The 16,511-nt window shown below is 38.5% G+C and carries 10 protein-coding genes; all 10 read left to right on the top strand.

Annotation, left to right across the window (positions count from 1 at the left end; translation table 11 throughout):
• The first annotated feature begins 9 nt into the window (after nucleotides 1–9).
• The 10 genes from QMO11_RS06350 to QMO11_RS06305 all read left to right on the top strand — a co-directional run bounded on the left by QMO11_RS06350 (nucleotide 10) and on the right by QMO11_RS06305 (nucleotide 16,195).
• The gene (locus tag QMO11_RS06350; protein ID WP_282036532.1) at nucleotides 10–1,017 is read left to right on the top strand and encodes a helix-turn-helix transcriptional regulator; all 1,008 of its coding nucleotides are present in this window, start codon (nucleotides 10–12) and stop codon (nucleotides 1,015–1,017) included.
• Between the two features lie 66 nt (nucleotides 1,018–1,083).
• Entirely contained in the window at nucleotides 1,084–2,619 is a 1,536-nt protein-coding gene (locus tag QMO11_RS06345; protein WP_068473106.1) for a DNA recombination protein RmuC, read from the top strand.
• 38 nt (nucleotides 2,620–2,657) lie between these two features.
• A complete protein-coding gene (locus tag QMO11_RS06340; protein WP_068473108.1) occupies nucleotides 2,658–2,972 on the top strand; it encodes a hypothetical protein in 315 nt (104 codons plus the stop codon).
• Nucleotides 2,973–3,331: 359 nt separating this feature from the next.
• Entirely contained in the window at nucleotides 3,332–4,537 is a 1,206-nt protein-coding gene (locus QMO11_RS06335) for a PDDEXK-like family protein (protein WP_282036531.1), read from the top strand.
• Between the two features lie 225 nt (nucleotides 4,538–4,762).
• On the top strand, nucleotides 4,763–6,265 hold the full coding sequence (locus QMO11_RS06330) for a type I restriction-modification system subunit M (protein WP_282036530.1): 1,503 nt from the start codon (nucleotides 4,763–4,765) through the stop codon (nucleotides 6,263–6,265).
• On the top strand, nucleotides 6,258–7,445 hold the full coding sequence (locus QMO11_RS06325) for a restriction endonuclease subunit S (RefSeq protein ID WP_282036529.1): 1,188 nt from the start codon (nucleotides 6,258–6,260) through the stop codon (nucleotides 7,443–7,445). Before QMO11_RS06330 ends, QMO11_RS06325 begins: the two co-directional genes overlap by 8 nt.
• Nucleotides 7,446–7,645: 200 nt before the next feature.
• Nucleotides 7,646–9,229, top strand: coding sequence for a DUF1186 domain-containing protein (locus QMO11_RS06320; RefSeq protein WP_282036528.1), 1,584 nt, complete (start codon nucleotides 7,646–7,648; stop codon nucleotides 9,227–9,229).
• A 687-nt stretch (nucleotides 9,230–9,916) separates the two neighbouring features.
• Nucleotides 9,917–10,564, top strand: coding sequence for a PQLLE family protein (locus QMO11_RS06315; RefSeq protein WP_282036527.1), 648 nt, complete (start codon nucleotides 9,917–9,919; stop codon nucleotides 10,562–10,564).
• A 915-nt stretch (nucleotides 10,565–11,479) separates the two neighbouring features.
• Complete coding sequence (locus QMO11_RS06310) at nucleotides 11,480–12,034, top strand: REP-associated tyrosine transposase (RefSeq protein WP_282036526.1); 555 nt, start codon at nucleotides 11,480–11,482, stop codon at nucleotides 12,032–12,034.
• A gap of 723 nt (nucleotides 12,035–12,757) precedes the next feature.
• Nucleotides 12,758–16,195 (top strand): DEAD/DEAH box helicase family protein, encoded by a 3,438-nt coding sequence (locus QMO11_RS06305; protein WP_068473133.1) that lies wholly within the window; start codon nucleotides 12,758–12,760, stop codon nucleotides 16,193–16,195.
• Nucleotides 16,196–16,511 lie beyond the last annotated feature (316 nt).

The raw sequence follows: 16,511 nt of genomic DNA, 5'->3' as shown, positions 1-16,511 counted from the left end.
GCATAATAAATGGCAACCAACAAAAATGCAACAGTAAGGTATGTTGCTCTCGATCAGTGCTTCCGTAATCCTGGACGCAAATATTTTATGGAAGATCTTATAGCGGTTTGTAATAATTCGCTTTTAGATCTTGATCCAGAGTCTTCTGGGGTAAAAAGACGTCAAGTATTTGAAGATATCAAATTCATGAAGGACTCAAGAGGATTTGAGGCACCCATTGAAAGTTATAAGGAAGGGCGAAAAGCCTATTATCGATATTCAGATATAAACTTCTCTATTAATAGCCAGCCTTTAAACGAGCAAGAAGCCCAACAATTAAAGGAATCTCTTTTAACCTTATCGCGTTTCAAAGGTTTACCACAGTTCGATTGGGTGGAAGAATTAAAGGCACGTTTAGAACAAACCTTTAAACTAGGAGCAGAAGATAATATTATAAGTTTCGAAGAAAATCCTTTTCTCACCGGGCGTGAATACATTGGAGAGATATACAATGCTGTTGTTAACAAAAAGGTGTTAATCATTAGTTATAAACCATACAAAAATAAACAAGAGCTACGATTTGATTTACATCCTTACCATCTAAAGCAATACAACAACCGGTGGTTTCTATTCGGATTAAACAATGAATACAATAATCTAACTACCGTAGCCCTCGACCGAATTCTAGAAATTCAAGAGAGTAAACTAAACTATATTCAAAATACAACTATAGATTTTTCTGAGCATTTTGATGATGTAATCGGGGTCTCAATTAATCCAGATCAAAATACCCAAAAGGTACTTTTAAAGATACATCCCGAATTAGCACCATATGTAAGTTCAAAACCAATACACGGTTCCCAGATAATTAGAATGAACGACAGCCAATACCCAACTATGGAGCTTTTTTTACAAATAAATTATGAGTTTGAATCCTTAATAATGTCATTTGGAGAAAAGGTTGAAGTGCTCCAGCCCACTGTATTACGTGAGAAAATAATATCACGAATTACTCAGATGCAAGAAAGATATTTTTAGTGTGCACAATCAATGCACAGGTGTAGAATACTTTTACAGCATATAAATTTTAAAACGATTTTAATTATGGAAATAATCCAAGTAATCATCAGCAGTATTGTATTATGCCTGGCCTTGTTTTTAGCATTTAGAAAGGATAAAAAATCAAATGCCGAAGTAAATATCGAGTCTTTTAAAAAAGAGATGAAAGAAGAATTCATTCAATCTCGAAGAGAGATGCGTGAAGTAAATCAAGAAAACAGACAAGAGATAAATAGCTTGTTTCAGAATCTACAAACAGCTGTTGTTGATCGCATTAAGGAAAGTCTAGATCTTCAAAAAGAACAACTGTCAGCCTTTTCTGAATCCCTTGATAAGTTCAAAAAAGAATTGGCGCAATCAACCAACCAAGCACACGAGAGTATTAATACTAAGCAGGTTGAGTTTACCGATAAAACCAGTTTAAAGCTGAATGAGTTTGGTGAAAAACTAGTACAGGAAGGAAAAGAAAATAGAACCGAAATAGCCAGTGGTTTAAAAACCTCGAAGGAAGAATTAACGGCTACACTTAATACTTTTAAAGAAAGTCTACGTCAGAATTTTGAAGACCAAAATAAACAACAACATACTTCTCACAAACTTGCCATAGATGGCATTAAAGAAGTAAAATCAGCGGTAGAAAAACAATTGGTTGATATTCGTAAAGACAACGAAAAACAGCTTAATGAAATGCGAAATACTGTTGATGAGAAATTGCAGTCTACACTAGAAAAAAGATTAGGTGAATCCTTTAAGCAGGTGAGCGAGCGACTTGAGTTGGTGCACAAAGGTCTGGGTGAAATGCAAACTATTGCCACCGGTGTTGGTGATTTAAAAAAGGTACTTTCTAACGTTAAAACACGTGGTGTACTTGGTGAGTATCAGCTGGGTAATATTCTAGAGCAAATACTGACCCCTGATCAATATGCACAAAATGTAGCTACTAAAAAAGGCAGTCAGGCCAATGTAGAATACGCCATAAAACTCCCAGGTAAAGATACTGATGAGGAAGTGTGGATGCCTATTGATTCTAAATTTCCCATTGAGAATTACCAACTATTATTGGATGCTTACGAAGTAGGTGAACCCAATGAGATAGCTGCAGCACAAAAGGTGCTCATTAAAACAATCGAATCCTTTGCAAAAGACATTAGTGGCAAATATATCGATCCACCGCATACAACCGATTTTGGAATCATGTTTTTGCCTGTGGAGAGTTTATACGCTGAGGTGTTGCGTCACCCTGGATTATTTGAAACATTACAGAATAAATACCGCATTACTATTACAGGACCAACTACGCTGTCTGCATTGCTTAATAGCCTTCAAATGGGTTTCAGAACCTTGGCCGTGCAAAAACGAAGCAGCGAAGTATGGAAGGTATTAAGTGCGGTAAAAACTGAGTTCGGTAAATTCTCTAACCAATTAACAATTGTACAAAAGCAATTAAATACAGCATCGGGTTCTCTAGAGAAATTGCAAACCACACGTTCCAACCAAATTGAACGTAAACTAAAATCTATTGAAACCATGGATGGTGACGAAGCTAATGAAGTTTTGGCTATCTCAGATAATAAAGAATAGAATCATATGATAAAATTACTGCAATTTATCTTAAGCTTATGATTGTACCTACAATGAACGAAACTGAAATAAAGAAGGAAATAGTTGCTGATTTTAAGAATGCAATTAAAAAATCAGAATACTTCGATAACGATTTCAGAAGAAAAGTGCTTAAAGCAAAGTCTTACCCTACATTCTCCTGTTTCAACTACACTTCGCCATTAAAAAACAAATGGTTAATACTATTTGAGGCTCGCTCTAAAAAAGAATTCGGTAAAAAGAGTAGAGTTGTATTTGTAAGCTATGTACAAACAACCGAGAGGATAAATGCATTTCAATTTGCATACAACTGTGTCAGCCCTCATATCTTATAGTACACACCTCACTTCTTTAAAAGGTACAACCAAAGATGTAATATAAACAAAACCGGGTGCGAGCTCATAAAACAATACTTTACATACAATCACGCGTACAAATACGCCTACCGTACACATATAAAAGATACCAACAACTATAAAAATGAAGTGTATGGTTCAACCAAAGATGGTGTAGCACTGGGTTGGCACACAACAAGCGGTAATGTACATTTCAAAACTTTTATAACCTATGAGATGACAAAAGGCGATCAGATAGAAATATTTGCCCAAAACGAAAAAATAAGGCAAGAACTACACGGCTAATAAGTCTTTTGTCTAAAACCTAACGATCTATTATTCAAACTTAAATAAACAAAATGCTAGAAATACAATCCCTATTAAATCAAGTAAAAGCAAAAATTGAAGAGAGTGAAAGAATAGCTCAGCTAAAAGGCGAAAACTTTAACATATTCAGCATACTAAACTTGGAAAGTGCCGAAAATAAAACGCACTCTGCATTTCTATGCGAACTATTAAATCCAGCAGGAACCCATGCCTTTGGCGATGTTTTTTTAAAGCTGTTTATACACGCTTTATTAAAAGAAAATACTGAGCACCCCATTTTAAAAAACTTTGTTACGCAAGGAGCAAAAGTAAAGGCAGAACTCAGTATTGGCGGAATAGATAAAGAGACAAAAACAGGTGGAAGACTAGATATTATTATTACAGATACAGCAGGGCGAAACATCATCATCGAAAATAAAATTTATGCCCCCGATCAGGATATACAAATAGAGCGTTACTGCAACTACCAAACACGACACAGTATAGTTTTTTATCTAACACTCAATGGTGATTCCCCTGGAGAAAAAAGCCGTGGCAATAAAAAAGTAGGTAACGACTTCTACCTTTTATCTTACAAAGATGATATAAAAAGTTGGTTAAGCAGCTGCCAAAAAGAAGCTACAGACAGCCCCATAGTGCGCGAATCCATTAAGCAATACAACATACTCATTAAAAAACTTACCAATCAATTAACGTCCGGTACCATGTCACAAGAAATTAAAGAGATCATCAAACTAAACCTTAAAGGTGCACAAGGTGTATACGATAATTACGCAAATGTACTTGTTGATATCAGAACTAATTTTAGAAATGCAATAAACGACCAACTTTCAACCATATTAACAAGTACTTCTATCACCTTTAACTCAATACACGAATCCAATGCTAATTTGGTAGTAAGCACTCCAGCCAAGCATGTTTCAATTTATATTGAATCATTTAATCCAAAGTCGGAAATTACAGGTTTATGTGTAGGTTTTTTAGTCAATTTAGATTGTATCGAAGAAAATAAAAAAGCACTACTGTTTAATATCTTTAAAAAGTTTAGTTTAACTCAAGACGACTGGTGGTTTGGCAGAGTATCACTTGATATCGACATAGCAAATATCAATCATTTATCGACATTAGCCGATGATAAATACCTTATGAATAAAGCAAAAGAAATAGCACAGACTGTACAAAAATACATCAACGAAAATGAAGATTTAATAGAAGAATTAACTAAACTACTATCTTAAATATGCTGTTTTTGCTAGATTAACGGGCTGCGAATAAGCTAAGCCCAGCCATAGTAAATCACCCCAAAATTAACTACCTTCGCCATCCGCTTAAAAGCGCCAATAATAAAAGATTATTCAATTAAATTCTATTGTCTAATAGTCTCATTACCTAATGATCTTTTATTAATTAAAACAATCAAGGGAATCATCTTGATACTTTGTACTTGATACTAAAAAAGAAATATGATTACAGGAGAATTAAAATCGCAAGTAGATAAAATATGGGAGGCCTTTTGGACGGGAGGCGTATCGAACCCACTTACCGTTATTGAGCAGTTTACCTTTTTATTATTTATACGCAGGCTCGACGAAAAGCAGCGCCTCGACGAAAAAAAAGCCAACATAGCCGGCATACCCTTGCGCAATGTCATTTTTACCGAGGCACAAAGCCAAATACGATGGAACAGCTTTAAGCACAAAGATGCCGAAAGTATGTTTGCCCTATTTACCACGCCACAAGAGGGCGAGTTAAGCGTATTCGACCACATGAAACAAGTGGGCGAGGCGGGAGGTGTGTTTGCCGAGTACATGAAAGGCGCCACCTTTATGATTCCTACACCACGTTTGCTCGATATGGTGGTGCAGATGGTAGATAAAATTAAAATGGACGACCGCGATACCAAGGGCGACCTGTACGAATACCTACTCTCTAAAATAGCTACAGCAGGTACCAACGGACAATTCCGTACGCCGCGCCACATTATTAAAATGATGGTAGATATGGCACAACCCCACAAGGAAGAGACCATATGCGACCCCAGTTGTGGTAGCGCCGGCTTTTTAGTGGCAGCAGGCGAGTATTTTCAGCAAAACCATGCCGACTGGTTTCACGAGCGCGACTTCCGCGAGCACTTTAACAGCCATATGTTCTCGGGCATTGAGTTTGACCCTACCATGTTGCGCATTGGCGCCATGAACCTACAACTGCATGGCATAGAAACACCCACGCTTATAGGTAAAGACTCGCTAAGCGAAAGCAATGCCGACATACGCGAGGCTTACTCGCTAATACTGGCCAATCCGCCATTTAAGGGAAGTTTAGATTACGATGCCGTTGAGGGCAGCCTACTACAAACCGTAAAAACCAAAAAAACCGAACTCCTGTTTTTGGCTTTAATGTTACGCATGCTTAAAACGGGCGGACGTTGTGCCGTTATTATACCCGATGGCGTACTTTTTGGCTCCTCAAAAGCACACAAGCAAATACGACAAGAAATTATTGAAAACCACAAGCTCGATGCCGTTATAAGTATGCCTAGTGGTGTATTTAAACCCTATGCAGGGGTAAGCACCGCCGTTTTGTTTTTTACCAAAACCAATAGTGGTGGTACCGATAAGGTATGGTTTTACGATATGAAAGCCGATGGTTACACCCTCGACGATAAGCGTACCGAGAGCAAAGAAAACGACATACCCAATATTATTGCCCAATACCACAAAGTAAGTGCAGGACTAAACCAAGCCGAAACCGAAGAGCTGAGTAAAGCACGCACCCAACAAGCCTTTTTAGTGCCCTTTAACGAGATTAAAAGCAACGACTGGGATTTATCCATTAACCGCTACAAAGAAATAGTGTACGAAGAGGTACAATACGATGCCCCAAAAGACCTTATAAACGACATTAAAGACCTAGACCAACAAAGAGCCGAGGCACTTAAAGTTTTGGAGGGACTGTTGAATGAGTAAGTGGGAGTCCAAATTAATTGGTGATATTTTTAAGATCAGTTCTGGTGGTACCCCAAGTAGGAAGAAGCCAGAGTTTTTTGAAGGAGGTAAGGTTCCTTGGGTAAAAACAGGAGAACTTAAAGGTAAATTTGCAAATAAACCGCAAGAGTATATTACTGATGAAGCCTTATTAAACTCAAGTGCAAAACTCTTTCCCGTAAAAACAGTTTTGTTAGCAATGTATGGAGCAACAATTGGAGCGTGTTCAATTCTAGATTTTGAAGCAGCAACAAATCAAGCTTGCGCAGCTTTATTACCAACCTCTGAATGTGATGAAGTATACACATACTATTATCTTAAATCTATCAAGGATGAAATAATTCGAAAAGGTGTAGGTGGTGCGCAACCAAATATTTCGGCTGGATTAATTAAAAAAATCCAAATCCCCCTACCGCCGCTCGCTACGCAAAAAAAGATAGCCGCCATATTAGACCAGGCCGATAATCTCCGCCAGTTAAATAAGCAGCTCATTGCCAAATACGATGCCCTTACCCAAAGCTTATTTTTAGATATGTTTGGGGATCCGGTAACTAACCCAATGGGTTGGGAGAAAACTGCTATTGATGATATATCTACATTAGTAACGAAAGGTGCATCACCGAAATGGCAAGGGTTTGAATATATAAGTTCAGGTGTTAGATTTGTAACAAGTGAGAATGTTAGGTTAGGTTACTTAGATTGTCATAAAGACAAATTTGTTGCATACCAGTTTCATGAGAAACTTAAACGTTCATCATTAAAGAAAGATGATTTATTGGTAAATCTTGTAGGTGCAAGTATTGGCAGAGGAGCCTTAGTTACTAATCATATTCTTCCAGCTAATATAAATCAGGCGGTAGCTAAGATTGAACTTGATTCTTTAAAAGTAAACCCGGTGTTTTTATTAAATCAGATAATTACACCCCAGTTACAAGATAGACTTATAGGTAATAAAGTTGAAGGGGCAAGAGCAAATATAAGTTTGAAAAATGTAAGGGAATTAAGTATATATATACCCCCAATTGCCCTACAAAATCTTTTTGCGGATCGCATCCAAGCCATTGAGGCACAAAAAGCGCAAGCGCAGCAAGCCTTACAAAAAAGCGAAGATTTATTCAACAGCCTATTACAGCGTGCCTTTAAAGGCGAGTTGGTGGGGTAGTTTTATACACCCTTAACTCTTTATTGCTATAATATTTTAATACCTAACAGGTTTCAAAAACCTGTTAGGTCTCCATACCATACTATTCTTTATTTCAACACCTCACAGGTTTTAAAAACCTGTGAGGTATGTGCTATGCTATTTAAAATCTGTGCTATATTTGCTATTCATATCAAATAAAAAACAATAATCCATACAATATGAGCTCATCATCACAAAAGCTAATAAAAGTCACCAACGATTCTACCATTCTCGATACACTTTACAGCATTACCGAGCCAGTGCGTATTCAGCTCCAAAAAGCCTACGATATGGCACTAAATGGCAAAGCCGCCGATGTGGTTAAAATGCAACAACTCATTAATAAGTACCCCCACGTACCGCACTTTAAAAACTACCTAACGGCGCTATACAAAGGTATTGGGCAAATGGAAAAGTCATACGATTTAACCTTACAAATAACCCTACAGCATCCCGCTTATTTATTTGGTAAGTTAAACTTGGCCAATAAATTACTCGACGAAGGTAAATTTAATTTGATACCAGAGGTGCTGGGTTCCGAGATGGAATTGGCCGCATTATATCCCGAGCGCGATACCTTTCATATAGATGAGCTTACCAAATACTACCACTTGGCGGCGCGTTACTATCTTAAAATTAACCAAGCAGAAGAAGCTGAAGCCTGTTACAATTATTTAAAAGATTTGGCTCCTGATGACGAAGACACCAAGCAGGTTTTAAATATGCTAACCACGCACAAAATGCTTGCTGGTATGCATCGATTATCAGAAGAAGGCAAACATAACATTGAGGTGCATGTAAAAGCGGAAGCCGAAACTAGTAAAGTAACCAAAGCACCAACCTTTGTGCACAAAGAGATAGATATGTTGTATCAGTACGATATGCGTATTGAAAAGGATATTTTACAAGAGATACTTACATTACCACGCCAAACACTTATTGCTGATTTAGAGCTTGTATTAAATGATAGTATTGCACGCTTTAATTATTTTGATGCCTTATACAGTGCGGATAAAGTAGAAGCAAATACTTATTTTCCGCTTCATGCCCTATATTTATTAGGCGAGTTAAATGCTGCCGAAAGCACAGCTGTGGTATTTAAAATGCTATCGCAACACCAGGATTATTACGATTTATATTTTGGCGATTGGATACACGATAATGTATGGGAGCCCATTTACCGAATGAATAATACCCACCTTGAGGAGTATAAAGCATTTATGCTTGAGCCCAATAAATATACCTATGCCAAAAATGTGCTTATTATATTGTTTGAGCAAATTGTGGTGCATCAGCCACAGCGCAAGCAAGAGATAGTGGATTGTTATAAAGAACTATTAGAAGCGTACAATAAGTGTAGCATTGAGGATAATATTATTGATAGCGAACTAATAGCCTATATAGCTTGCTCAGTATGCGATATGGCAGGTACTGAAGCCAGCGAGCAGCTAAAGCCACTATTTGATAAAAATTGGGTGGCCCAAGGTATATGCGGTAGCTATAGCGATATTATGAAAGCCAAACCCAACAGCATACGCGAGCTTGACTTACTAAATATAGAGGATCGTTACACTGAAATTGGTAAGTGGTTTGCAAAAAGGGAATCAGATGCTGAATTTACACCAGAGGCACTAAGCGATGCCAACTTTAATCCATTTGGGGCTTTGATAAAGCCCGTAACTAACGAAACAAAAATTGGCCGAAACGACCCTTGTAGCTGTGGTAGTGGTAAAAAATACAAAAAGTGTTGTATCAATAAGTAATACCAAACTAACAGGTTTACAACAAACTTAACAGGTTTCAAAAGCTTGTTAGGTCTCCATACCATACTATTCTTTTTTCAATACCTCACAAATCTTCAACACCTCACAGGTTTTTAAAACCTGTGAGGTATAAATTCACATACCAAAAAACATCGCCCAACTTATTTAAAATAGTTTTAAATTGCACCAACTACTAGTCTACATCATTTTATAATTATATTTTAATAGGCAAAATTTAAGGTTTTATTAATCAGCACATAACCCTTTTAAATGAGTAAACTTATTATTGCCTCAACTAACGTATCTACTTACCTACAACAAAGGAGCTATAGTACAATTCGCGCACTGCACCTTCTATATTTATCAGCTAGTACCCATTTACCTTTGGCTCCTATAAAAGAGCGCAGCAAGGCGCTAATAAATGTCAACAAGCCATAGCAATTTCGTTCAAGGTTATCCGTAAATCATTCAAAGGCATTGGTTAATGCCTTAAGGCCATATCAGAATCATTCAAGGTCATTCAAAAATCATTTCAGGTCACCCAGGAATGGCTGCAAGTCATCCAGAAATGATTTTTGGTCGTGCCAGAATCATTTCGGGTCACTCAGAAATGGCTCCAGGTCAAACAGAAATGGTTTCAGGTCATTATTTAAACAGATCGTCCTAATCAAAAATAAATATATAATTATGAGTAAAGAAATCGATACATTAATCAGCAAAGCCAGTGTAGCCATTACAAACGGTATACAACAAGAACCCATAGCCGCTTTATTGTTGCAGTTTGGCTATACACCCGAGCGCCTGGCAGTAGGCGAGGGATTGTTAAACACCACCGAGGAATTAAACAGACTGCAAATAAAAGAAGATGGAGAGCAAAAGGAAGCCACTTCAGTTTTAAAGCAGAGTATTAAAAAGGCCAATACAGTGTATGTGCCGCATTTAAAAATTGCCCGTATAGCCTTTAAAAATGATACCAACCTAAGCACACAGCTTGAGTTACGAGGAGAGCGTAAGCAACGACAATCGGCTTGGTTGCAGCAAACCAAGGTATTTTATAATAACCTATTGAGTAACCCCGATGCCTTAGAAAAAATGGCCGCATATGGGCAAAGTAACGAGAAGCTAGAGGCAGGTCTTCAGCTGGTATTGGCAGTAGACGCGCAGTTGGCAGTACGCAAAAAAGAAATGGGCGAGGCACAAAATGCCACCGAAACGCGCGATGCCGCTGCCGATGAGCTGCAAGAGTGGTATTCTGATTATATTGAGATTGCCCGCATAGCCTTGGCCGATCATCCGCAGTACCTCGAAATGTTGGGCATCATCAGTCCATCGTAAGTACTTCACTATAAAACACCTTCCCTGCAGTAAAGGACGATAAAGCAGGGGAGGTTTTGTTAATACCTTTTAGCTTAAATATTTTTATAATTAGCCACTGCTACCGCACGAGTCCCCACGTGTGGTAAAATTATAATTAAGCAATAAATCATTACTAAAAGCTGCAAATCATCCCCCTTTAGGGGCTTAGGGGAGTGAAGCAAGTTGAAGAAGCAAACAAAAAAGAAAAACCACACGAGAGGACTCGTGCGGCAGCCCAGGGGTTATTTATTATTAGTAGTAGTAAGGTGTAATATTAGAAGTGAGGTATAGTTGTTTATTACATTTAATATTCAAACCTTAATAAGTTCAATAATGAATACTACCACTGCTACCGCACGTGTCCCCACGTGTGGTAAAATTATAATTGAGCAATAAATCATTACTAAAAGCTGCAAATCATCCCCCTTTAGGGGCTTAGGGGAGTGAAGCAAGTTGAAGGAGCAAACAAAAAACAGAAAAACCACACGAGAGGACTCGTGCGGCAGCCTGGGAAATGTTGGGCATCATCAGTCCATCGTAAGTACTTCACTATAAAACACCTTCCCTGCAGTAAAGGACGATAAAGCAGGGGAGGTTTTGTTAATACCTTTTAGCTTAAATATTTTTATAATTAGCCACTGCTACCGCACGAGTCCCCACGTGTGGTAAAATTATAATTAAGCAATAAATCATTACTAAAAGCTGCAAATCATCCCCCTTTAGGGGTTTAGGGGAGTGAAGCAAGTTGAAGAAGCAAACAAAAACAGAAAAACCACACGAGAGGACTCGTGCGGCAGCCCAGGTGTATGAAAAGAAATAACCTCGCTACCGCACGTGTCCCTCGCTGCCGCACGTGTCCCCACGTGTGGTAAATTATAGTTAATCAAAAAATAAATGAGTCGTAATTATAAGTTCCATAATCCAGTAGGAGTATACTTTGTAAGCTTTGCAGTAGTAGAGTGGTTAGATGTATTTACACGTAATGAGTATAAACATATTCTGCTAGAAAACTTAGTTTATTGCCAAAAACAAAAAGGCATGGAAATTTATGCTTGGTGTATCATCAGTAATCATATGCATTTAATATTTAAAAGTACAAAGGGTTTAAAACCAGAGATTCTATTGGGCGATTTTAAGCGTTTTACAAGTAGGGTTTTAGTAAAGGCTATACAGGAAAATGTACGAGAGAGCAGAAAAGAGTTGTTGTTAGGGCAGTTTAAAAAGGCAGGAGAAAAATCGTCTAATGTAAAGCATTATCAGTTTTGGCGTCATGATAATAAGCCAATAGAATTATGGAGCAATAAAGTAATAGATGAGAAAATAAACTATATCCATAATAATCCGGTAGAAGAGGGCTTGGTATTTCAACCAGAAGATTATGTGTATAGTAGTGCAAGAGATTATAGTGGAGAACTGGGGATGTTAGAAGATGTGGTGGTAATAAAGTAAAACCAAACGAGAGGACTCAGCTACCGCACGTGTCCCCACGTGTGGTGAAATTATAATTGAGCAATAAATCATTACTAAAAACTGTAAATCATCCCTCTTTAGGGAGTTAGGGGTGTGGAAGCAAACTGAAGGAGCAAATAAAAAAAGAAAAATCACACGAGGGGACTCGTGCGGCAGCCTGGGTTATCCATTGAAAAAAAAGTAAGGGTTTGCAACCTGTTAAGTCAACAATATGTCAGATAAATATAAGCTACACTGTTACCGCACGTGTCCTCACGTGTGGTAAAATTATAATTAAGCAATAAAAGCTGCAAATCATCCCCCTTTAGGGCTTAGGGGTGTGGAAGCAAGTTGAAGGAGCAAACAAAAAAAAGAAAAACCACACGAGAGGACTCGTGCGTCAGCACCAAAGTAACAAAGTATAAGTTCGGCATAGCGTCTCGCTATGTCGTATTTGGCAAGGCTTCTAGCCTCAGCTGCCGCACGTGTCCCCACGTGTGGTGAAATTATAATTAAGCAATAAATCATTACTAAAAGCTGCAAATCATCCCCCTTTAAGGGCTTAGGGGAGTGAAGCAAGCTGAAGGAGCAAACAAAAAAGAAAAACCACACGAGAGGACTCGTGCGGTAGCCCGGTGTGTAGGTATTTAGGTTTGTAGGTTTAAAAACCTGTGAGGTATTATTATCTTTTACTATATTCGCTCATTCTCAAAATCAAGCGTAATGAGCAACTTTCAATTTCTACATACTTCGTATAATGCCCTTTTCAATACCATGCAAAAGGCCGAGCAACGTGTAAATACCGAGCCTGTTTCCACAGCTAGTTATTGCCGTTTGGTGCTCGAAGAAGTTATCCATAAAATATATGAGTATGAGCAATTAGAATATCCCTACAATAAGGAGTTGGTAAATTTAATGACCAACGAAGAGGTGAAAGTTATTATTCCATTTGTGCATCAAAATGGAATTCATTTGGTACGTAAAATTGGGAATAGTGCAGCACATTATGGGCGCAGAGTGAGCAGTAAAGAAGCGCTCGAAAGTATTAAATACATCTATGGCTTTTTAAAATGGTTTGCGGGCACCTATAGTCTTGAGAAAATAGACTTGCCCGGTTCTTTTAACGAGGGCTTAGTGCCTAAAATTGGTGCCGATCAGCGTAAGCTAAAAGAGTTACAAGCCGAAAATAAAAAGGCACAAGAACAACTGCAAGCACAAGTAGAAAAGTTGTTGGCCGAGAAAGAAGCCATACTACAACGTGCCAAAGAGAGTGATGCAGCCTATATAAAGTTTAAGGAAGAGGCTGAGCTAGCCAAGCAGAAACTACAAAAGCAAAAGGCCGAACGTCAGATAAAAGTACCATCGGAATACAACGAGGCCGAAACACGTCAGCATATTATCGATGCCAACTTGCTTGAGGCAGGATGGAGCGATTTAAAAGCAGGTCGCGATACCGAATTTCCTGTGGTGGGCATGCCTATTACCAACGATAATCCCAAGGGCAATGGTTACGCCGACTATGTATTGTGGGATGATAATGGTAAACCCCTGGCGGTAATAGAAGCCAAGCGTACCTCAAAAGATATTGAAGCAGGGAAACATCAGGCATCGCTTTATGCCAATTGTTTGGAGCAGATGTATGGGCAACGACCTATTATATTTTACACCAATGGTTACGAAATAAAAATCTGGAACGATACATTTTATGCCACTCCACGTCAAATATTTGGTTTCTATACCAAAGAGGAGTTGCAATGGCTCATACAACAGCGCAATACACGTAAGGATATACGCTCTGCCAAGGTAAACCTCGATATAGCAGGCCGTCCTTATCAGACTGAGGCCATACAACGCCTGTCCGAATCCTTTGTGGTGGATGGCCAAACAGGCATTATGGGCAATAAGCGCGAGGCATTATTGGTAATGGCAACCGGTAGCGGTAAAACCCGAACAGCCGCAGCTATTGTAGAGGTGTTTTTTAAGCACAATTGGGTAAAACGCGTGCTGTTTTTAGCCGACAGAACGGCGCTTGTATCCCAAGCCAAAAAGAGTTTTGGCGAGCACCTAAAGGAATACTCGTCCATCGACCTAAGTAAAGAAAAAGAGTCGGACACCACGCGCTTGGTATTTAGTACTTATCCAAGTATGATGCACTGCATCGATAGAGCTCGCGAAAACAACGAGCGTTTTTATGGTGTAGGCCATTTCGATATGATTATTGTTGATGAAGCACACCGTTCGGTATACAACCGTTACAAAGCTATTTTCGATTATTTCGATGCCTTGGTGGTGGGCTTAACGGCTACACCTAAGGATAGTATCGACCACAATACCTTTGAGTTGTTTGGTTGCAGTAACGATGATCCTACCTTTGCCTTTGAGCTCGATCAGGCGGTACCTACCTACTTAAAAGCGTATAAAAACATTGATGTTTCAACCGACTTTTTACGCGAGGGTATTAAATACAATGCTCTGTCGGACGAAGAGAAGAAACAATACGAAGAAACCTTTCAGGATAAGGCTACAGGTCTGTTTCCTGAAGAGATACAAGCCAATGCCATGAATAAATGGCTCTTTAATAAAGACACTGTGAACAAGGTATTGGATGCCTTAATGCAGAATGGTATTAAGATTGAAGGCGGCGATAAAATAGGGCGCACCATTATTTTTGCAGTAAACCAAAAGCACGCCAAGTTTATTGAGGATTGCTTTACCGAGCGTTATCCGCATTTTCCGGCCGGGTTTATCACCAGTATTCACAATGGTATTAGTCATGCACAAAGTTTAATAGAGGACTTTTGCGATCATCATAAAGAGAATAATCCACAAATAGCCATTTCGGTTGATATGATGGATACAGGGGTTGATGCGCCTCGTGTATTGAACCTAGTATTTTTTAAGGTAGTGCGTTCCTATGCTAAGTTTTGGCAAATGATAGGTAGAGGCACACGTTTGTGTCCGGGTATTTTTGGTCCTGAGCAAGACAAAGACCATTTTCTTATCTTCGATGTGTGTCAGAATTTTGAATTCTTCGAGTTGAATAAAAAAGGCGTAGATAATTCGGTAGTTAAACCCGTTACCCAACAAATTTTTGAGGCTCGTTTGCAATTAACACGTCTGTTAGCCGAAACGGGCGAAGCCGATAATATAGACTTATCCAATACGCTACTAGATGGTTTACACAAATCGGTTCAAACATTAGATAAGGATCGTTTTCAGGTGCAAATGAATCTGCGATATGTAGAAGAGTTTGAAAAGCGTAAACGATGGAATAACCTAAGTGCCGATGATGTGCACCATATAGAGCAACATCTATCGGGCTTACCCATACCTGAATCTATTAACGAAACCGCCCGGCGTTTCGATTTAATGATGCTTAAATTGCAATTGGCCAATTTACTTATGTTGGGCTCAGAAAAGAAGTATCACGAAAACCTAATTGAAATAGCCACTCAGTTGGGTAAAATGTATACGGTTCCGCAAGTATTACGCTCCAAATCACTGATTGAGCAAATGAAAGATCCTGATTTTTACCAAAAGCTATCGCAAAAAAGACTTGAGGAAGTTAGGGAAGAAATAAGAGAGCTTGTATCTTTTATTGAGCGTAATAAACAGCAAACTTTTTATACCAACCTAGCCGATTCGGATGTTGTACTAAGTGCTGCAGAACCTTACGTACCTACACACTCGCCAAGTATATACAAGCAGCGTGTAGAAAGCTTTATACGTGAGAATAAACACCATCTGACCATATCTAAATTGTCGAGCAATAAACCCATCACTACCGATGAATTATCGCAATTAGAAAAAATACTGTTCGATGGCGATGAACGAGGCTCCAAGGACGACTTTATAAAAACCTTTGGAGAGCAGCCATTGGGTACTTTTATCCGTGGTATTATTGGACTTGATATACAGGCAGCCGAGGAAGCATTCTCCGAGTTTTTGCAAGCAGGCAACCTAAGAGCCGATCAAATTACCTTTGTACAAACCATTATCAGCTACCTAAATAAAAATGGCACTATAGATAAGGGAATGCTGTTTAAGGCACCCTTTACCGATATGAGCGACGATGGCCTATTTGGCTTATTTGACGACGGGGATGCCGTTAAAATTATATCTATCATAGATGTTATTAATGAGAATGCAAGCGTTGGGTGAGTTACCGTTGTTAATGTAATTAACTGTTAAGTATGGTATGTACTAACCAGTTTTTGCAAATAGATTATGCGCCTTTTATTTGTTTTTTTAGATACAATTTTTCATATCCCAGAAGAAATTCAAGGAACAAAAGAAATCGTTTAAACCCGGATTATGCATTAGGACATCGTTATGAACATTGAAAGTGTAATAAAACAAAGCTTTATCGAGACGAGGCATAGCACTGTTCTGGTGAGTTGAGATGAAGCAACCAAGTGATTTGTTTTGAAGCAATATCAATGTGTAATAGGTTTTCTAATGCATATTGCGTGTTAAA

It is taken from the genome of Saccharicrinis aurantiacus (assembly GCF_947489045.1).
Classification (GTDB): Bacteria; Bacteroidota; Bacteroidia; order Bacteroidales; family Marinilabiliaceae; genus Saccharicrinis; species Saccharicrinis aurantiacus.
This window is presented reverse-complemented; position numbering and strand designations above follow the sequence as displayed.